This is a genomic window from Candidatus Methanomassiliicoccus intestinalis Issoire-Mx1 (genome assembly GCF_000404225.1).
GTDB classification, from domain to species: Archaea; Thermoplasmatota; Thermoplasmata; order Methanomassiliicoccales; family Methanomassiliicoccaceae; genus Methanomassiliicoccus_A; species Methanomassiliicoccus_A intestinalis.
In genome coordinates, this window is the sequence record NC_021353.1 from 910,099 (window position 1) to 930,912 (window position 20,814).

Here is a 20,814-nt window from a genome sequence, read left to right on the forward strand (position 1 = left end):
CTCGGCTCAGTTCTATCCGTCTTTATTCCGCCTACTCCGTATTTTGTCGGATTATATTTTTTCCGTTATCCACATACCCAGATGTGATATACGATATACTTTACCATATTAAGTAATCAATCATGTAATCAATATGATAATAAATACAAAATTATGGTTACCTATGATCGTTTTTGAGTTAGCCAAATTTGTTTTAATACTCTCTTATATAGCTAAGCCTCATTTCCAATTTCACAAGGTGAGCCTGCCTGCGCATTATATAATTAGGGACTTCATAGTCTTTCACATGTTTGGAGAACGCGGCTGTTTCACTACTAAGAGGGCAAATTTATGAAAGCTGCAGGACAAACCAGAGTTAATTATTCAGATAGTAAGGAATCTACCGAACTAACTCTATTCGTAAGAACATCGGATGAAGAGCTCAAAGCATGGGACAAATCTAGAATTTATGATGCTCTAATGAGAGAAACGACAATCAGTGAAGATGCCGCAATGATCGTATCCCGCGAAGTGGAGAAAATGATCGGGGAACTTAATATCGAGGTTATAACGGCACCTCTGATAAGAGAACTTACAAATGCCAAGCTTGTGGAATATGGTTTATCATCTGTACGTAAACAACACACTCGGCTGGGAGTTCCTCTCTATGATGCAAGACAGATAATCATGTGCCCGAATAAAGAAAATGCCAATGTTCCACATGGTCCTGAAGCTACAAATCTGACTCTTGCTGAGAATATTAAAAAGGAATTTGCTCTTCTGGAAGTATTTACACAAGATCTTGCTGATGCCCATATGAAAGGTGATATTCACCTTCATGATCTTGGAATGGTTGATCGGCCATATTGTTCTGGGCAGTCAATCGAATACGTAAAAAAATTCGGATTGAATCTGCCAAATGCACTATCTATTGCAAAACCCGCTAAACACCCAGAGGTTCTTATAGAGCAGATTGTTAAATTCTCAGCAGCTCTCCAAGGACACTTTTCTGGAGCTATCGGCTGGGACGCATTTAATCTATTTTTAGCTCCCTATCTCGGCGATGTTGATGACGACCGCATGAGGCAGCTGGCACAGATCTTAGTATATGAATTTGCACAGCAGGCCGTAGCCAGAGGTGGACAGTCTATCTTTTCAGATCTTAACCTTTATTGGGAAGTTCCAGATCATTTTGTTGGTGTTCCTGCAATTGGACCTGGCGGGAAGTTTACAGGCTTGAATTACGAGGATTACATTGAAGATTCCCAGAGATTTGTGAATGCTCTCTTTGATGTGTACATGAATGGAGATGCGATGGGCAGACCGTTTTTCTTCCCGAAACCAGAAGTTCACATGACTGAAAAATTCTTTAAGACTGATGGTCATGAAGAGTTTTTGGAAAAGATTTCCAGGGTTGCATCTGAAAAAGGAAATACGTATTTTGTATTTGACAGGGGAAACACAGCTAAGATCTCAGAATGCTGCAGATTATCATTCAAACTGGAGCAGAACGATCTGGATGATGCAAAGACGCCTTGGAAAATGAGGTACTCTGCAATGCAGAATGTTACAATTAACCTGCCGCGTGCGGCTTATGAAGCAAACCAGAACGATTCCAGACTACTTGAAATACTAACAGAACGTCTGGAAATGGTGGCTAAAGCGCACATCCAGAAAAGGGAATTCATTACTCAGTTGTTCAACATGGGAAAAAATGGTCCGCTGTCGCTTCTCACTATGAACCTGGATGGAGAATCGTACTACCGCATTCATAAATCTTCATTTTTAGTAGGAATGGTAGGGCTTAATGAAATGGTGCAGTATCATACCGGGGAAGAGATGCATCAGTCTAAAGATGCTACCATGTTTGGCCTTAAAGTCATAGCGCACATGAAGAAAGAAGCGGAGAGGATCGGAGCAGAATACGGTCTCAAAATGCCCCTTGAGCAGACGCCGGCAGAATCAACAGCATACCGCTTTGCAAAGCTGGATATGAAATATTATCCACTGCAGTCTCCCACAGTTGTTAGAGGAAACAAATCTAAGGGAGAGGTCTACTACACCAACTCGACTTATATGAACGTAGGGGCTAAGATTTCTGCCATCGACAGGGTGAAACAGGAAGGAAGATTCCATCCCCTCATTGATGCAGGAGCTCTCACGCATGTTTGGTTGGGAGAATCAAAACCTCCGGCTGAGAGTATTGCTTCATTTGTCGTTAAAACATTCCAAAATACGCAGAATGCTCAGATAGCGTTCAGCCCGGAGTTCACTTCCTGTCTCAGCTGTGGAAAAACTGTCCGCGGCCTGAAACCATCATGTCCCGCATGCGGATCACCGGATATTGAAGGGATGACTCGTGTTACTGGTTTCTTCTCTAAAACAAGAGGCTGGAATAAGGGAAAGATTGGAGAGCTTAATGACAGGACACGCAATACGATTGGGTAAATAAACACCCTGTCAAACCTCTTCTAATTATTTTTTTAATGATGATCGTCAGCATATCAGTGTCTTGGTAACGTCACAACTATAGAAAATAAAATAATGGACATTGTGAATTAAAGATCGTGCAGCCACTATCAAATATTAGAACGGCGGCAGCAGTTGGTCTTACTGGAATAGCAGTGTTTTCAATATGCTGGATTTGTGCAGTTGTCTCTGATTCTTCATGGATATTTGGTGTGAATATGATTAGCGATCTTGGAGTATCAGATACAAATGCTCATTATTTTTTCAATTATGGATGCATGTCTGCTGGAATACTCATTTACATCTATGGAATATTGGCTGCATACTTCAGCGGATCAACTTTAGATCGAATAAGTTACGTACTTATTGCATTAGCAGGAATGTTCCTGATAGGTGTTGGAATATTTACAGAGGATGTGGGGTGGCCCCATAACTTATGTGCATATTCGTTATTCATTTCTATATCCATTTCTGCTTTGATCCGGTTAATTTTGTATGTCATTTATAAAAATACATTGTCTGCTGTGGTGACGGCAGTCTTGATTCTATTAATAGTTGTCATTGCTCTTACTCAAACATTTCCATTTCTGGAAGCATCTGCTGTTATACTTATCATGATCTGGATTGCTCTGAATTGTCTAATTTCTATACTGGAGATGAAAAAAGAGGGCTTTGAAAGCAAAGTCCCGACATAGATTTCACATTGATGTCTTTTGATATTGCATTTACATGCGTTTGCCGCATTTTGGACAGAACACATATTGCGAGTTATCTAAAGTTTCTCCGCACCATGGACAGTATGTCTTTTGGGATGATGTGCTGAATCCGCCATCGTTGTCGAATGGATATTTATTCCTAACCTCATCTTTGCTGTCTGTAATATCATACAGTGAGAAACGTTTACTTCCAACAGCATTATTGAGGTGCCAGATTACAAGAAATATTCCAGCAAGTATGAATATTATGCCAAATAAACCGCCACCTGAAGGTATGGAGCTCAAGAAGAATATGCCAAATATGACCATCAATGCTGCAACTATAAAGCTCATTGCAGAGATCTCTCTACCCGGCGTGATGCGTTTCATTAACAGTGTATCTATTCTTAGATTAATATTACTTTGGATTTAATTCTGCATACGTGAACTTACTTCTCAGTTGAAGATTCATCCTTTTTGCCGCTTGTAAGTTCAAGACCAACGATACCCGCGATGATCAGCATTATAAATAAGACCTGAACAACGTTCACAGGATCTCCGAGCAGCACTATTCCGGCGATTACGGCTCCGACAGCACCTATGCCAACCCAGACCGCGTAAGCAGTACCAACGGGAATCCCACCGTCCATTCCTTTAGATAGAAACACCAGACTGATGAGGATGAAAGCAACAGTGACAATGGTGTAGGGTATATGTGTAAATCCTTCAGAGAATTTCATTGATACTGCCCAGACAGTCTCCATGATTCCTCCGATCGTCAGATATGCCCATGAAAGTTTCTTGCTTGGAATATTTGACATTTAAAGCCCCGCTGTCAGATGTATGCCGACGATGCCGATGACAATGAACAATATGAACATGATGCGTAGATATGTGACGGGTTCCTTGTAAAGAATCATGCCGCCCACTAATGTTCCTATGGCGCCTATTCCTGTCCAGATCGCATATGCCATGCCTACAGGAATTTCTTTCATAACCAGAGACAGGAAGAATAAACTGCCGAACATTGTGACCGCAGTCACCAGCGTCCATTTCAGATTCTTCAGTTTATTAGATTTCTCTAACGCTATAACCCAACATGGTTCCAGCAGACCAGCTATGATTAAGAGTATCCATATGAGTATAGCCACCCTACCAAAAATTAGCACTCAATATAAAACCCTATTGTTTAGTGAGACCGTCTGTGTATCATCAAATATCAAACAACGTCTATTCTGTAGTCCAGCGGACATAAAATAATATCTGGTAAAAATAAAAAGGTGCCGCTGACGGCATTTACAGATCTATTTTTGAATAGATCCTCAGAGACACGAAGTATGACAGCAGGAACACAGCCGCAGAGACCAGAAGGGCCGAGACAATCACCAGCACTTCATTCATCTCAGGAATAGCAATACCAGCATCTTCTGCAAGGTACACTAAGCCCAAGATTAGGATTATCGGCAGAAATATGCACACCATCATCAGTATGCGGGCCTTTTCCACTCCATATTTGTAAATTACAGGCATCACGATGCTGAGTAGCGCGATAGACATTGCAATCATCATAATACCCATCACCAGCAGATCCGCCATTGATGCTTCTTTTACTATGAGGTTATATGCTGCAGACACACCCAGACCAATAACTGAGCCGATGACGCTGAATATGATCAGCAGTTCATATTTACTTTTTACAATGTCTTTTCTGCTCAACGGCAGCGTCAGAGCGTATTTATCCCATTTCACAAAGTCATCCATGCTGATAGTTGATATCACTAGAGCAGACATCATGAATACAGTCACGGCAATAAATGAAATGCCTCCGGACTGCGGAATAAATATAATCCCAAACACAACCATGACTAGCAGAAGCGATTTTAAGCTGCCAGTAATGCTGTACAGATCCTTCTGGATTAATCCGTGCATAATACTTCACCCCTTGCATAGAACAGCATTATGTCTTCGATATTGACACCGTCTACAACAAAATCTTTGTATTTTGATATTATTTTTTCCTTATCTTTTACTAATATTTCACAGCCGAAGTCCTTTTTGATGTATGCAATAATATCATTTTTGTCAACTTTGTCAAACTGGCTGCTCTTGCATTTTATTATCCCGTAGCTGTAAATGAGCTCATCTTTGGATTTGCTCAACGCAACCTTGCCATTATGAATGAATGTTATGTAATCTGCTATCTTATCCAGATCACTGGTGATATGAGATGATACTAATATGGAATGATCCTCGTTTTGGATGAATTCAAGGAATATATCGAGGATTTCATCTCTCGAAATCGGATCAAGACCGCTGGTAGATTCATCAAGAATCAGAAGTTTCGGCTTATGAGCCAGTGCCGCCGCTATGCTGAATTTAACCTTCATTCCTCTGGACATTTCTTTTACTATCTTGCTCTCAGATACATCGAATCCTTTCAGGTATTTCCTGAAAAGTGCATCGTCCCAGTCAGGATGCAGATTTTTCATGACTTTTGAAACTTTATCTGCATTCATGTACTGATGAAAATTACACTCATCAAATACCACGCCAATCTGGCTCTTTATCAGTTTTTCATTTGTTTTACAATCTGTACCAAATATCTTTACGGATCCCTCATCTGATGATATCAGTCCAAGGATCGCTTTGATCGCTGTAGTTTTTCCCGCGCCGTTTTCTCCTATGAGGCCCATTATTGAACCGCTTGGCAGTGAAAAACTAACACGATCTAGACAGAAGCCGTCGTATCTCTTTGTAAGATCCTTGACTTCTAGTATGTTATCCATCATTCTTCCTCCGAATAGAATATTGTCAGAATTTCTATCAATTTCTCAAGACTGATCCCATGGGTTCTTCCAATTTCAGCTGCTTCTTGAAGATGGCCTTCAGCATTCCGCAGCTGCTCTTCTTGAATAATGTCTTTATTCTGAACAGCAACGAAGCTTCCGCGGCCGGTTATGGTATCGATAAAGCCATCTCTCTGAAGGTCTTCATAGGCGCGCTGAGTCGTGATTACGCTGATATGCAGCGATTTGGCGAGAGCTCTCATAGAAGGAAGCGGATCACCAGGCTGAAGCTCGCCGCTCATGATGGCAGATTTTACCTGCGCAGTAATCTGCTCATAGATGGGTTTGCCTGACCGATTGCTGATGATTATATCCATCTTCTCCCTGCGTGCTTAATGTACTTGTACTATATATACACTGCAGTACACATAGGTGAAATGTGAGAATCTTCACAGAAAGTCTTCTATTCTTTATGATCATCTAAGAATATGCACATAGGATTCGGAACTGAAGACGACAGCTACAATGTGGAATTTAAGCTGGGAGAAAATCTGAATAACATTATCTTCGTAAGCAGTGAAGGCATACCAGAAGAAATCATTGAAAGGCTGCACCAGCTCAGATCTGAAGTGCTTGAAAAAGCAAAAAATGAGCTCATACACATGATGTCTTCTGTTTCTGAGACTTTGTATGATGCTGCAGATGTTTTGGGTAAGGACTCCGTGATTGATGATGAATTGAATGGTATAGCTGCTGATGCGGCCGCCCTGGCAGAAAGGATTCAGAATAAGCTGAATAAGATATCGGCGGCTGAAAAGTAATCTTTCTTCAGGATAATTATTTAAACTATTTAGGCATACCTAAATTAAGATGGCAGAATCAGAGAGCTATCTTGAGAGATGTTTAGTCAGGCACTGCTCACCCACCTTGGCAAATATCAAGCCGGGCAGTTTATTTACATGTCCGTCTGACAACACCATATCTTTAGCAGCGGAGATACGTGCTTTAAATTCAGTTCTAAATATCAAGGGCATCCGCCTCAGGTTATTGAATATCTCCTCGGGAAGAGCGCTTGTGTATGTCTACAGGCCGAAAATGCTGCATGATTACATTAAAAAAGAAGAGATCTGTGAGTTTCTATGCAGTTCTGGTTATGACTGCAGAGATATAAAGTCAGTACTGTCAAGTCTGCAGAGAAAAATTGCTGCGGAAGGAGTTCCGCACGAGATCGGACTGTTTTTAGGTTACCCCCTGGAAGATGTCAAAGGCTTCATAGAAAATAAGGGAAGAAACTATCTCTGCCGGGGATGCTGGAAAGTCTACTGTGACAAATGCAAGGCACAGAGAATGTTCAATGAGATCAAGCTATGCAGGCAGCTTTACCTGAATGAGTTTGAAGATGGCAGAAGTGTAGCAGACTTGGCAGTCTATGCAGGTTAATTTCAAAATATCTGTTGCATAATTAGGCAGCACTTCTCGAAACATTATTTAGGCTAATTCTTATTCCCTTAATTTGTAATACAGTTTGCTTGCTTCAATAATCATTAATTATCATGATATGTTACCTATTATACTTTGTTCGTCCGAAATACAACGGTTAGTACGAAAGTATGGAGGGTTGCTCTTTTTTTTGTTTTTTGTAAGTAGAGTGCAGTCATTCGATGTGATATGGATAACGTGCCTCGAACCTTTACAAGTCTGCAATTCGATATTTGATGATAGTCTAGATCATGCCGACTACAGTTCTTTAGTTTGATGTTTGTATGTGGAGATAACACACACTGACTGGCGGTAAAGCAGAAAATTCGCCATCCCGCCATCTTGTTAGTTTAATGGTGTTAGAAGGATACTCTTTGATGATAGGTTCGCTGATGCAACATATGAAAACAGGAGGAACTGAATGCTGCTTGATAAGTTAAATTTACGCTCCCTAATTTTAAAAGGCTTATGGCTGAAACTGCATCGGCCGTTACATGTTAGGGCATGTCTGCCAGATACTAACAAAACTGTTTGCATATGATATGCAAGCGCATTAGAGCAAACATGGTAGGAATTAATCATAAATAATACATGTATAATAGAGTATTGCTTATGCAACAGAAGTGTGAGCTTGTACAAAATCGAAGGTACATTTGATTATAAATAAAAAAATATAGAGATTTAAAATCATCACACAGTCTTCACTTTGCATAATGGATTAAACTCTAAACTTGATTAGCCTAGGTGCAATGCATATGGATAAGAGTAAGGGTGTTAATAAGCTTGCTGAGAAACTTGGCATTGCTGATGAAGAAGATCCGTTCATAGCTTTTAATAAAAACCCGTGCGCATCGACATTATCACGCATCGGAAAAAATCTACAAACGTTTGAGATGGTGCAGCGTGCTGTTGAAAATGATGACGGGTGCGGAACTATACTGAAATTTATGTCAAAGCAATTGATGACTGAAGACTTATGCATTATTGCTTGCAGTAAGAACGGCGATAATCTAGATTATGTTCCAGAATATTTGCTTAGTTATAACATCTGTAAAGCGGCTTTGAGTAACAGGGGTGAATTATTATCGAAAATTCCTGAAAAGTTCAAAACATATGAATTATGCGAAATTGCAGTGAGTACAGATGAGAAATATGTTGCATTATCATATGTACCTCTAAATCTGATTATGGGAGAGCAAGGACGTCGTTTGTGTGAACTAGCCATAAAGAAAAATCCTCTTGCAATTGAGAAAGTACCAAATGAATTCATTACAAAGACAATGGCATATGATGTGGTATCTCGTACCTCTCAGGAAAACTGTATTAGATTGTCAGATGGTAGTTTACGTCTCTACCCAGCCAACAATTGGCCCATTAGTCATGTCCCTAAAAGATACATGACAGAAGAACTCATCAATTTATCTGTTGAAATGTGCCCTGCAAGCCTAAGAGGTGTACCATCAGAATATTTGTCAAAAGCACAGTGTCTTCAGTTTGTACAACGCGATGCTAGTTTATACGAATGGGTTCCCGAGATGTATAAAGAACATGATGCAATCATAGACGCGGCTTTATCTGCATGGCCTGGTGCTTTAGCACATATTCCTGAAGCTAAAAGAACAAAATCTCGTTGTTTTAGAGCAATTGAAAGAGACCCAACAATTCCCATTTCATTGTTTCCAGAGAAAGTACGCGCAAAGTATGAAGCTATTTTTGGAATAAGTTCTTTTAACTGCAAACCAATTTCACTTGAAACACCAAGTACGCTTTTGAAGAACAGGTCTGCAATTACCGAGAGCAATGAATTAATATCTCATGAACTAGAAACAATTAGTGATTCTTCAGTTCAGCATATTTACTATATATCCGACGTCCACATAGAACATCAACTTGATCTAACTGATAAAACATTACCAGAAATCGAATCAATGGTAGCTGATAAAGTCTCTGAACTTGTGAATTCAGTTCAAGATCGAGGAACTGTTTTGATTGCGGGTGATGTCGCCAACAGCATTGAACTTGAGAAAATATTTTATAAAGCACTCAAAGCTGCATTATCCAGAATTTGGAATTTTCACGTAAACATCATCTCGGTGCTTGGCAATCATGAACTGTGGGATGGTGATCCAATGGGAATCTCTAAAAGCCGTCCTGTTGATGAAATAATTGAAGATTATCGTAAAGCCTTATATAACACCCTGTTAGAGAATGAATTATATATTGAATATAAAAGACAACGCAGTGTGCGGATTGATGAAAAAACGATACTTGAAGCAGATCCAAACGAACTTTCAGAGATCTGTGAGAAGTCTACATTAATTATTCTTGGAGGCATTGGATTTTCAGGTCTTAATCCGGTATTTAATGCTACAATGGGACTATATCGCAATACCATAACTGCTGAAGAAGACATTGAAAGATCAAAGAGATTCCAAACAGTATATGAAAAAGTCTTGCAGTGTGCAGAATTCCAACGAGTGATTGTACTGACACACACACAAATGGAAAACTGGTCAAATGCGGAATATAATCCTAACTGGGTATATATCAATGGACACACGCATCAAAATTCTTTGATTCGTAAGGATGATGGAACCACGGTTTTATCAGATAATCAAGTCGGGTACGTACCAAAAAATTGGCATTTTAACTCATTTACGGTAAGCGGCCGTTATGACCCATTTTATGATTGGGAAGATGGTATCTATCATATCAGACCAAATCAATATATTGATTTTAATCGTGGTTGTGGGATAGTTATATCTAGCTTCAAACGTGGAGGAGAATTATACCTATTAAAACGCGATGGTGCATACATGTTCTTTCTAAAGGACAAGAACTTGTATATGTTGGAAGGTGGTCAGATTCACAGAGTTGAACATGATATTGACTATTATTTCAATAATCTTGCAGCATATAAGCAGTGTGTGAAAGCTGCTTTTACACCGTATCGCAATGCGCTTAAAACTATTTCTAAAGAGATACGTGCATTCGGAGGAAATGGAAATATTCACGGTTGCATTATAGATATTGATTTTTTTAACCACATTTATGTCAATCCCTTTGATGGAAAAATAACGCCATACTTTGCATCAAATACATTGATAAAATACACTTATAAGAATATCCCCATATTGTTAAAAAATTCACCCCAGCCTCCAAAATTACCTAATGGCACACCGTTATTGCTACAATACAAAAAAGCATCTAGGTCGGGTTTACTACCAATTTTGACAGCGCAGGAACATGATGAGAACACTGCATTGACTACTGTATCTGAGTTAGTTTTAGACAAAACTATGTATGAGCCATCTCGTGTTATGCGATCTGTGCAATATATTTTTGACCAAAATGTCGTTCGTGTGTGGAAGGATGAGATACTAACGATTGACACGAATGATAACGACCCTATCATTGCAAACTATCCGCAAAGGCTCATTAACAATAGCCAAACGAAATAAACATTGACTGGCAGGAGGAAATAAAAGTGTATTCTGATACTCTATTAGTATGTCATATTTGTAATTATATATAATTCAATATAAATTTAGAGTTGAATGACTTTATACCTTAAATCAATTGAATTTTAATTCTATGCACATGCCAATCTATTATTCATATATTAAATACAACAATAAGTTATTTATAAAGCATTCACTACGCTCTCAGAGACCTCATTTTTATATCAATAAGATGTGTTCTTTAATTTTCTATACTCATACATTCTGCACAATAAGATCACTAGAACTGATGCATATACCATGGATTACTAGTGTATAATCGAACAATTCCAAAGCAAGCTTTTAACTGCCTTATAGTGATGACTATACGATGAATGATTTTGATCTTCTGCTGAAATCCGCCAAAGGCGGAGATGCCGAGGCACAGTTTCAGGTTGCATATGCGTATGAGATGGGAGACGGCGTAGCAAAAAACTACAAGAAGGCTATGCACTGGTACAAGTTAGCAGCAAAACAAAACCATGTCAAAGCGCAGCTCAGCATGGGCTACTTTTATCACAGCGGTATGGGTGTCAGCGAAGATTATGAGGAAGCTATCGAGTGGTACAAGCTTGCTGCAGATCAAGGAGATGCTACCGCACAGAATAATCTCGGAGTTTTATACAGATTAGGCAGGGGAGCACCTCAGAGTTATGAGGAAGCTGTGAAATGGTTCGCTATGGCAGCTGACCAGGGGAGCATCGATGCTCAGACCAACTTGGGTCTGATGTATGACCGCGGTGAGGGTGTAGAGCAGAATTACGAGACTGCCGCTGAGCTGTATAGAAAATCTGCCGAGCAGGGATCTGCAAGGGCGCAGAATAATTTAGCTCTAATGTATGAATTTGGCGAAGGTGTTTCTAAGGACCTTGAGGAAGCAGCAAGATTGTACAAGCTTGCTGCTGATCAGCATTATGCAAGTGCTAAACTTAACCTTGAAAGACTTTCCAAAGGTAATGAAGACTTTGACAAATCTGATAAGATTTTGAGAAGAAAGTAGTAAAAACATGACATTAGTGTTACATTTATATAGTAGCTTAGAGATATTGTATAGTGAGCACGTGTATTTGGTACTTTCAGCAAAGTACCATTCTTTGAGGTAGCTGCATGACTATTGATTTATCATTTGCGTTACATAAAAATAATCTGCCGAAGGACTATAGGCCGACTATTGTAAGCTATATCAAATATACATTGAGTAAATATTATCCCAAGATTTATCATGACCTATATGGTACAGGTGGAACCATACAAAAGTCATTTACATTTTCTGTTGCGTTACCGAAAGCAAAATTTCAGAGCGATAGTATGGAGTTGGGAAATTCTCGTTTTTGGGTAACATTCTCATCTTCAAATGATTTTGATACGCTCTTATTATATAATGCATTCAGGAAAGATATGCAAAATCCATATCCAATTGCAAATGGGAATTATATGGCACTTCAATATCTGAAGATTAAACCAGTTCCTAAAATCACAGAAAATACAATTACCATTCGGTTTTTAAGTCCGCTAGTTGTAAGAAAACACTATGCAGGTGAAGCAGATAAATATTATATTTTTGAAGATGATGAATTCAGCAATTGTCTCAATATCGTGACTGCAAATAGACTTGGAAAAGATGTGAAGCTTGATGTTGAGCCAATATCGCCCAAAAAGACGGTTGTAAAATCATTTGGAGTTAACATTAGATCGTCTCTAGGGACATATAAAGTTACATCAGATCCGGATGTACTTAATGAATTATTGCTAAGTGGTATGGGCAGTAGACGTAGTGAAGGTTTCGGTCATTTTGAGATAGTTTCTCGGTGATATCATGGATGAAAAAGACTATTTGAAAGTGACATTAAATGGTTTTCTCTTGAATGCGGGAGTAGTTGGACTTCTTAGATTGTTTGAATATGCTGAAGAGTATGATGAACTTGGATGTGTAAAGGATGAAGATTATATAATTGACAATCAAGACCTATACATATCAAAAAAATTCATATTGACACACAATCTCGCCGATTTGTACGTTAAATCCATTGTATATTATTTGGGCGAAGACACTAAATTTATTCGTGTAATGTCAAAACAAGATGCTGTAAATAAATTATTTGAAAAGTATGACCCTGAAGATAAAAAATGGATCAAAGATGTAAACGAATTATTTAAAGAATTTTCAGAGATGCTAGAAAAAGCTAGTTTCAAATCTGGTTATGAAATATTAGCTAGTTATGATAATGTGGAAAAGATAACTCTTGAAATGATTGCGTCGTTCAAAAAAGAAAAAGACTATATAATTAAAAAAGATCTATACTTTGAACTATGTCGTCTTTTAAATCAGCCTAAGGTAAAAGAAGTTTTAATTTTTAAGGATATCCTATACTCAAAAATTAATATGTTTATGGGAGATGTAAGCTTTCTGAATAGATCTAATACAAAGAAAGACATTACCCAAATATATCATAATGATTTCGTTCAACCTTTGTTGGATGATTTATCATATACAAAATCTAAAACCAAGCCTTGTATAGATTGTGGAAGACTTTCAAAAACTACAACATCTCTATCATTCATGTCGGACGTTACAGACGACACGAATCGTAAAAAATCATATTACTGGAACTGTGTGCCCGATGCATACTTATGCCCATTATGTGCATTTATCTATTCATTAGTTCCACTTGGTTTTTCATATGCTGCATCTGATGCAATCTTTATAAACAGCAATATAAACATTAAAACTCTTCAAAGTCTTTCTGAGGGGATGTTTTATCGGACGGATGAAGCTGATAAAAATGTCTGGTATAAAGTATATAACAAATTTACAAATCTAGAATTATCTAACGTACAGAAACGCATAGATAATATACAGGTAATTGTAAGAGAGAATCATAAAGATTCAAAAAGATACTCATTAAATATGATAGATAAGCAGATTGTTACAACATTGGCCGATAGCAAAAATGAATTAGATTATATCCGTAATTGGTATGTTAAAGATTCTGACGAGTTTATAAATGTTTACCAATCTACAGTTGAACACATCATCAATAGGCAGAGTTTATATAATTTCATTTCTAGGTTGTTGAAAATCTCATTGAGAGATGGAACAAACTCTAACCATTTATTTCCGATTTTAATAATTCAAATAAATTCTCAGGGTGGTCAGAAAATGGAAGCCGATACTAAGCAAGCATATGTCGCTAAAAAGAAAGGTGAAGAAATGCGTGTAAATTTAACAAAAGACGTCTCAACATCCGATAGAGACGATAAGTTAAAAGGAATGATATATCAATTTTTAAATGCAGTTTCCTTGAGTAATCGTGATGCATTTATGAATCTGCTAATTCGCTCATACTCGAGCGTTGGTCAGCCAGTTCCAGACATATTTTTCTCATGTTTTGAAAGTGATGAAAAATTTAGAACAATTGGCTATGCATATCTTTTAGGATTAAAATCAGATGGATATAAAAAACCAAAAGAGGGTGATGTTAGTGAATAAAAAAGGGTTGACACTTACAATCGTGTTTGAAGCTGAAAGTGCAAATTATGGAGAAGGTATGGGAAATATCACAATGCTGAAAAAAATGAGCAGAAGTGATGGGAATGTATATTCATACATATCTCGTCAAGCCTTAAGGTATAACATTGTTCAGCAATCCGGTTGGGACGATACACCAGTGAACGGTGACAAAGGTACCGTTCAATTTGATCCATCCGCAACAATTCTAGACTATCCAGAAATAGATCTTTTTGGATATATGAAAACGAGAAGTAAATCTGAAGGAGATACTGGTGGGGCAGATATACGCAGTGCTGCAGCAAGATTGAGTAATGCTATTTCCCTAGAACCATTCAGGAGCGATCTTGATTTTATGACTAATATGGGATTAGCTAAACGTGCAGATCTACAAAATGGTATAATGCAAAGTGAAATCCATCACTCATACTATAGTTATACAGTTTCTATAGACTTGGATCGCATCGGTGAAGATGGAAAAATATCTCTACCACCTGAAGAAAAAGCAAAAAGGGTGTGTACACTTTTAGAAACAATTCAATTTTTGTTTAGAGATATAAAAGGACGCAGAGAAAACATGGCACCTGTTTTTGTAATTGGCGGTGTTTTTGATCGAAAAACTCCATACTTTGAAGGAAGATGCACACTCTCGAAAAATGCTCTAAATATTTCTAGATTAAAAGAAGTTATTGAATCATGTAATGATTCTAAAGAAAATACTTATGTGGGTTATTTAGATAATAGTTTTTCAAACAATGAGGAAATAATAGAAGAGCTCAAAGCAGAATCAATAAGTGCTGTGTTTTCAAAGCTTCAGGATAAGGTGAGGAGCTATTATGGTTAAGGCAATAAAACTTCACATCACTCAACAGATGCCAAATTACAGAAAGCCTGCTAGCTTTATGATTAAAGAAAGCTATCCTTTACCACCTTACTCTAGTGTAATTGGCATGGTACACGCAGCATGCGGCTGGACATCTGAGGGCTCATATCACCCAATGAAAATATCAATTCAGGGAACGTATGCATCTACTGTAAGTGATTATGCTACAAACTATGTTTTTGGGATAGCATACGATCCCACTAGACATCAAAAAAAAGTTGATTCTGGTGATGGTAAATATGATGGCATTAGTGTTATTCCGCGAAGCTATGAACTTCTTACAGACGTAGAACTGATAATTCATATTGTACCAGAAGATGCGATGGATCTCAATACTATCGCTAATTCATTGATTAACCCACCTGTGTACTTATCATTAGGCAGGTATGAAGATCTTGCAATAATAAGTGACGTATCAATCGTTGATCTGGAAAAATGTACTGAAGGTATTTTAACACATGATGAGTATATTCCAGATTCGTATATTGACTTAGATGAAAATACAGATTTAATTGGGACAGTATATCGCATAAATAAGGTTTTCAAAATCACAGGAAGCGGAAAGAAAAAAACCAGGTCATGGGTAGAAACAGTAAGAGTTCACCATGCATGCAGAGGTACTCTGGTGACCTCTGAGAATATGTATATAGATCAATCAAAAGACTTAGTGTTCCTCTCATAATGTGATCACATATGTTAGTGGATAACTTTCTAGCTAAAACAAGTCCTGAGCAAACGATTAAAGAGCATACGGATAAGCTAGAGATGTGTTTTCATAAATTAATGCATTATTATGGTGAATACTTTTCAGAAAATGAAAAACAGGCCATATTCATAGCCTTAAAATATCACGATTATGGAAAAGTAAACTATCAGTTTCAAAATAAGCTGTTAAAAAAATTAGAAAAACCATTATTGCACAATCAAGATCTTGATGAATTTTATGGTGATATGAGCATTCCGCATGGGTATCTAAGCCCTGCTTTTTTACCATATGAGTCGATGATTGGTGACTTCGATAAAGAATGGGTAATATCAATTATTAATGCTATATATTATCACCATACGCGGCAAGATTGTTCAAAAGAAGATGTTCACAGAACTCTGGAAGCAGATATCTATCCAAGGTTTCAAAACGATTATAAATTGCAAAATAGTTACTTATCTAAAGTCTTCAAAAAAGGCATATTTGTTGAGTTGGATAGGTGGGAAAGATATGCCGTAGTGAAAGGGATATTAAATAGATTAGATTATGTAGCCAGCTCAAACGATGATTTATCAATTGAACTGGATCCACTTCAGAATGGTCAAAGATATGATGAAATTGTAGAATCAAAATTAACATCAAAGTGGAAACTTAGGTCTGTCCAAGAAGAAATGAAAGATCATACTGATGAAAATATGATCGTTGTTGCATCTACGGGGATTGGTAAAACAGAAGCTGCTCTGCTGTGGGGAAGAGGATCTAAATTGTTTTATACGCTGCCATTAAAAGTAGCTATAAATGCTATTTATGAGCGTATACACGATTCAACCGAAGGATATGGATATGAAAATAGCATTTTCCTTCATTCAGACTCATTATCTTTATTGATGCAGGAAGATGCTGATGCAGATGCACTCACCAAATATCGGAGATCAAAACTTTTTTCATATCCACTAACCGTCTGCACTGTCGATCAGCTGTTCACATTTGTATATAAATATCTTGGATGTGAAATGATTCCCGCAACCTTAAAATATTCAAAGGTTGTAATTGATGAGATTCAATCTTACTCTCCAGATATTCTGGCTAAGATCTTATTTGGATTAAAGATTATCGATCATCTGGGAGGAAAGTTTGCGATAGTCACCGCTACATTCCCTCCAATCTTGGAGTATTTGATAAAAAATAAGACAAAAATAGCCTATAGAAAACCAACACCCTTTTTAAGTCCATATGAAACACGTCATATGATCTCATATGTTGAAGGGGATTTTGATTATCTAGAAATATTGAGAAACAGTGTCTCTAAAAAGGTTTTGGTCATATGCAATACAGTTAACAGAGCATGTGAAGTTTTTCAAAATTTAAGACATGATTGCAGGAATGTTCATTTAATCCATAGCAGATATCAAAAAAGGCATCGTGATGTGCTAGAAGCTGAAATACTCAAATTTTCAGATGGTGATGAAAATGGCATTTGGGTTTCAACTCAGATAGTTGAAGCTAGTCTCGATATCGATTTTGATGAATTGTATACTGAGATGTGCCCAGCAGATAATTTACTACAACGTTTGGGAAGGTGCTATAGAAAAAGAAATTACTCTGGAACAGCTCCAAATGTTCATATACACAATACAAGAAGTGGTGTTTCAAGTATATACGATCCGGAAATATATGATCTGTCTGTTGAGCGTTTAAAACAATACGATAATAAGTTTTTTACAGAGAAAGAAAAGATTTCATATGTTGAAAGTGTTTATTCTCACGAGTTGTTAAAAAATACTCAGTACTTTAAAAAATTACTCAAAGAGTATAATTCTTTGGAAAAATTTGCTTTTTCAGATTTTTCAAAAAAAGAGGCCACTGAAAAGTTTAGAGACATATTGACAATAACTATCATCCCAGATGAACAATATGATATATTGCTAAACAATGGTATGATTGATAAGCTAAGATCAGTAATTGATAATCCACATACAAAAACATCCAGACGGCAGAAATATCTCGATGATTTAATGCAATATACGATTTCTGTAAACCCCATGATATTTTCAAAAGAAATAATGCCAGACAAAGATAGTATTTGTTCATCTGTTAAAATTTATCGAGTGAATGCTATGTATGATTTCGATGAGGAAAGTCATATGGGTGTGGGATTGACTATTCAATCGCTTAATGAGAATTTTAGCAATCAGCTCTAAACGTGTTTAAAATGGTAAAAATTTCAGGCACATTATATCAGTACAGCTTCATATGCGAGCGTAAATTATGGCTATATGCTCATGGAATCTCGATGGAATCAGATTATGAAAATGTCAAGATTGGAAAGATCATCGATGAAAATGCATATGGTAGAAATGTAAAACATATTCTTATCGATGAAAATGCAAATGTGGATGTACTGAAAGATAAAATTATCTATGAGGTTAAAAAGAGCTCATCTGAGAAAGAAGCAGCGTTAGAGCAGATTTACTACTATCTATATATTTTAAAGAAAAAAGGTATAGATGATCTAAATGGTGAACTTAGAATTCCAAAAGAAAATTATATAGAATCTGTATTTTTGACTGATGAAAAGTACACTGAAATAGAAGAACGGATGAATTACATAATTCAAATTATTGATCAAGATTTACCTCCAAAAACTAAGACCAAAATTTGTAAGAAATGTGCATATTTTGAATTTTGTTTTGTGTGAGGTGATTCTTTGGAACAGTCATATTATTTGTTTTCTAGTGGCTCTCTTCACAGAAAAGATAATAGTTTAACACTTATCAAAAGTGATGGAAGTTATAGCGATATACCAATTGAACGCGTGTATGATCTCTATATATTTGGTGAAATGAATTACAATTCCTCACTATTTTCATTTCTTGGATCGAAAAAGGTTACTGTTCACATGTTTAACTATTATGATTTTTATGTGGGCTCTTTTTGCCCAAAGGATTCAATGAATAGTGGCAACATTCTCGTTAAACAAGTAGAGCATTATCTTGATTACTCCAAACGATTGGAAATAGCTAAAGAGTTTATTCTTTCTGCTGCAGATAATATCTATAGAAACCTGAGGTATTATGAAGAAAGAGACAAAGATTTGATCCCATATATGATCTATATTGAAGAACTATCACACATGCTTCCAGATGTGAAATCAATCGAAGAATTGATGGGTATCGAAGGAAACATACGACAAAAATATTATGCTGCATTCAATGTGATAATAAATCAAGAAATAAATTTTACAAAGAGGGTAAAGAATCCACCAAACAATATGATAAATACGATGATTTCGTATTGCAACTCACTTTTATATACAAAAATTTTATCAGAATTGTATAAAACATATCTTGATCCAACTATTAGCTATCTCCATCAACCAGGAACTAAACGTTTTTCATTATGCCTGGATATCTCTGAAATTTTTAAACCATTGATAGTTGACAGAATGATCTTTTCAATGTTAAATAAAAATCAGATAACGATGGATGATTTTGATAATAAAATTGGGTATTTAAGAATAAAAGAAAAAGGTGTAAAAAAGATTGTTGAGGAATTTGAAAAACGTTTACAGGCGACTATAAAACATAAAACTTTGAACAGAACAGTTTCATACAAACATCTGATTAGACTTGAAGCATATAAGCTAATTAAACATATAATTGGAGAACAAAAGTATCAAGGATTTAGGATTTGGTGGTAAACCTGTATCTCGTATTAATCTATGACATATCACTTTCATCTGATGAATATATGCACAAAGAAGATGCACGGGTGTTGAGAACTGTTTTCAAGATATGTAAACGATATTTAACACATATACAAAACTCAGTTTTCGAAGGCGAATTATCAGAATCTCAATTAATGGAATTGAAATTGGAACTGAAAAAATATTTAAGATGTGATCGAGACTCATGCATTATCTTTAAAGGAAGAAATGATGTCTGGATGCAAAAGGAGTTTTTGACTAAAGAGCTCAACCAGACTTCTCAATTTTTGTAAATTCTGTCGATGGGTATTATGCAAAAATATCCAAGGGTCGACAGAAAATTTTGGTAAAATTCTACTTATATTCAATACATCACGTACAAAATACTACGACATTTCTACAAAAAAGGTATCTAATGAAAAACTTTTTAATAACTAGACAAATTATGAAATATTATTGAAAGATCGCGGGTTAGAAATCCATCTAAACTAGAATGTAAATGCGGCTCGAGCTGAACGAATCCAAAGAGATATAGTAGTTAGAAATCCATCTAAACTAGAATGTAAATGAGGTAGCTGAATTAACTACTGGGATTATTACATCAGTTAGAAATCCATCTAAACTAGAATGTAAATATTGCCTGAAGTGCATCGTTGCCATACGCATCCCTTGTTAGAAATCCATCTAAACTAGAATGTAAATGTTATTAGATACACTCCCTGCGAAGGGGGTTATATCGGTTAGAAATCCATCTAAACTAGAATGTAAATTTGAACAGTCGGTAGGCTTGAACACTTCAGCGGTAGGTTAGAAATCCATCTAAACTAGAATGTAAATAGGACGTGTATAGGCGAAATGCCGCTTCGCGGAATGAGTTAGAAATCCATCTAAACTAGAATGTAAATATACAAAGGGACAGCATCACGTCTAAAACCATCCTGGTTAGAAATCCATCTAAACTAGAATGTAAATAGAGATATAGCAGCATCAAGAGTACCACGAGCAGCAGTTAGAAATCCATCTAAACTAGAATGTAAATTAACGAAACAGAGCAAGAGCGTGTGGAGCGCTATCGAGTTAGAAATCCATCTAAACTAGAATGT

Annotated in this window: 20 protein-coding genes and 1 CRISPR repeat array (1 of these 21 only partly in view); of the genes, 14 read left to right on the forward strand and 6 right to left on the reverse strand. The window is 36.7% G+C overall.

The annotated features are described in order from the left end of the window. Nucleotides 1-330 precede the first annotated feature (330 nt). Complete coding sequence (nrdD, locus tag H729_RS04375; RefSeq protein ID WP_020448789.1) at nucleotides 331-2,427, forward strand: anaerobic ribonucleoside-triphosphate reductase; 2,097 nt, start codon at nucleotides 331-333, stop codon at nucleotides 2,425-2,427. A gap of 119 nt (nucleotides 2,428-2,546) precedes the next feature. Then, nucleotides 2,547-3,143, forward strand: coding sequence for a DUF998 domain-containing protein (locus H729_RS09445; protein WP_020448790.1), 597 nt, complete (start codon nucleotides 2,547-2,549; stop codon nucleotides 3,141-3,143). 30 nt (nucleotides 3,144-3,173) lie between these two features. Here the strand turns inward: H729_RS09445 and H729_RS04385 are convergent, their stop codons facing one another. From H729_RS04385 to H729_RS04410, 6 genes are all read right to left on the reverse strand, one after another. Continuing rightward, nucleotides 3,174-3,533, reverse strand: a complete 360-nt coding sequence (locus H729_RS04385; RefSeq protein WP_020448791.1) for a DMT family transporter — start codon at nucleotides 3,531-3,533, stop codon at nucleotides 3,174-3,176. Between the two features lie 59 nt (nucleotides 3,534-3,592). Then, entirely contained in the window at nucleotides 3,593-3,964 is a 372-nt protein-coding gene (locus tag H729_RS04390; protein WP_020448792.1) for a DMT family transporter, read from the reverse strand. Further along, complete coding sequence (locus tag H729_RS04395) at nucleotides 3,965-4,294, reverse strand: DMT family transporter (RefSeq protein WP_236608654.1); 330 nt, start codon at nucleotides 4,292-4,294, stop codon at nucleotides 3,965-3,967. Between the two features lie 145 nt (nucleotides 4,295-4,439). After that, nucleotides 4,440-5,072: an ABC-2 transporter permease gene (locus tag H729_RS04400; RefSeq protein ID WP_020448794.1), complete on the reverse strand. Its 633-nt coding sequence runs from the start codon at nucleotides 5,070-5,072 to the stop codon at nucleotides 4,440-4,442. Beyond that, nucleotides 5,060-5,929, reverse strand: coding sequence for an ABC transporter ATP-binding protein (locus tag H729_RS04405; protein ID WP_020448795.1), 870 nt, complete (start codon nucleotides 5,927-5,929; stop codon nucleotides 5,060-5,062). Before H729_RS04405 ends, H729_RS04400 begins: the two co-directional genes overlap by 13 nt. Next, nucleotides 5,929-6,306 (reverse strand): GntR family transcriptional regulator, encoded by a 378-nt coding sequence (locus tag H729_RS04410; RefSeq protein WP_020448796.1) that lies wholly within the window; start codon nucleotides 6,304-6,306, stop codon nucleotides 5,929-5,931. The genes H729_RS04405 and H729_RS04410 overlap by 1 nt, the downstream gene beginning before the upstream one ends. Nucleotides 6,307-6,417: 111 nt before the next feature. Here H729_RS04410 and H729_RS04415 point away from each other — a divergent pair, with 111 nt between their 5' ends. The 12 genes from H729_RS04415 to cas2 all read left to right on the forward strand — a co-directional run bounded on the left by H729_RS04415 (nucleotide 6,418) and on the right by cas2 (nucleotide 20,004). Continuing rightward, a complete protein-coding gene (locus H729_RS04415) occupies nucleotides 6,418-6,750 on the forward strand; it encodes a hypothetical protein (protein ID WP_020448797.1) in 333 nt (110 codons plus the stop codon). 49 nt (nucleotides 6,751-6,799) lie between these two features. Further along, a complete protein-coding gene (locus tag H729_RS04420; protein WP_020448798.1) occupies nucleotides 6,800-7,369 on the forward strand; it encodes a DUF3793 family protein in 570 nt (189 codons plus the stop codon). Between the two features lie 794 nt (nucleotides 7,370-8,163). Next, nucleotides 8,164-10,869: a metallophosphoesterase gene (locus tag H729_RS04425; RefSeq protein ID WP_020448799.1), complete on the forward strand. Its 2,706-nt coding sequence runs from the start codon at nucleotides 8,164-8,166 to the stop codon at nucleotides 10,867-10,869. Between the two features lie 370 nt (nucleotides 10,870-11,239). Beyond that, complete coding sequence (locus H729_RS04430) at nucleotides 11,240-11,908, forward strand: tetratricopeptide repeat protein (RefSeq protein ID WP_020448800.1); 669 nt, start codon at nucleotides 11,240-11,242, stop codon at nucleotides 11,906-11,908. Between the two features lie 107 nt (nucleotides 11,909-12,015). Further along, nucleotides 12,016-12,720 (forward strand): CRISPR-associated endoribonuclease Cas6, encoded by a 705-nt coding sequence (gene cas6 / locus H729_RS04435; protein ID WP_020448801.1) that lies wholly within the window; start codon nucleotides 12,016-12,018, stop codon nucleotides 12,718-12,720. A gap of 4 nt (nucleotides 12,721-12,724) precedes the next feature. Next, nucleotides 12,725-14,398 carry a type I-B CRISPR-associated protein Cas8b1/Cst1 gene (gene cas8a1, locus H729_RS04440; RefSeq protein WP_020448802.1) on the forward strand — a complete coding sequence of 558 codons (1,674 nt, stop codon included), beginning with the start codon at nucleotides 12,725-12,727 and terminating at the stop codon, nucleotides 14,396-14,398. After that, on the forward strand, nucleotides 14,385-15,260 hold the full coding sequence (gene cas7i / locus H729_RS04445) for a type I-B CRISPR-associated protein Cas7/Cst2/DevR (RefSeq protein ID WP_394295670.1): 876 nt from the start codon (nucleotides 14,385-14,387) through the stop codon (nucleotides 15,258-15,260). Before cas8a1 ends, cas7i begins: the two co-directional genes overlap by 14 nt. Then, nucleotides 15,253-15,981 (forward strand): CRISPR-associated protein Cas5, encoded by a 729-nt coding sequence (gene cas5 / locus H729_RS04450; protein ID WP_020448804.1) that lies wholly within the window; start codon nucleotides 15,253-15,255, stop codon nucleotides 15,979-15,981. The genes cas7i and cas5 overlap by 8 nt, the downstream gene beginning before the upstream one ends. Nucleotides 15,982-15,992: 11 nt before the next feature. Further along, complete coding sequence (locus H729_RS04455; RefSeq protein ID WP_048133944.1) at nucleotides 15,993-18,206, forward strand: CRISPR-associated helicase/endonuclease Cas3; 2,214 nt, start codon at nucleotides 15,993-15,995, stop codon at nucleotides 18,204-18,206. 11 nt (nucleotides 18,207-18,217) lie between these two features. Further along, the gene (locus tag H729_RS04460) at nucleotides 18,218-18,703 is read left to right on the forward strand and encodes a CRISPR-associated protein Cas4 (protein ID WP_020448806.1); all 486 of its coding nucleotides are present in this window, start codon (nucleotides 18,218-18,220) and stop codon (nucleotides 18,701-18,703) included. A 9-nt stretch (nucleotides 18,704-18,712) separates the two neighbouring features. Further along, nucleotides 18,713-19,705, forward strand: a complete 993-nt coding sequence (gene cas1b, locus H729_RS04465) for a type I-B CRISPR-associated endonuclease Cas1b (RefSeq protein ID WP_020448807.1) — start codon at nucleotides 18,713-18,715, stop codon at nucleotides 19,703-19,705. 2 nt (nucleotides 19,706-19,707) lie between these two features. Then, complete coding sequence (gene cas2 / locus H729_RS10290) at nucleotides 19,708-20,004, forward strand: CRISPR-associated endonuclease Cas2 (protein WP_048134385.1); 297 nt, start codon at nucleotides 19,708-19,710, stop codon at nucleotides 20,002-20,004. 177 nt (nucleotides 20,005-20,181) lie between these two features. Next, nucleotides 20,182-20,814: direct repeats of the CRISPR family, unit length 31 nt; unit sequence GTTAGAAATCCATCTAAACTAGAATGTAAAT; it runs 6,813 nt beyond the window's last position.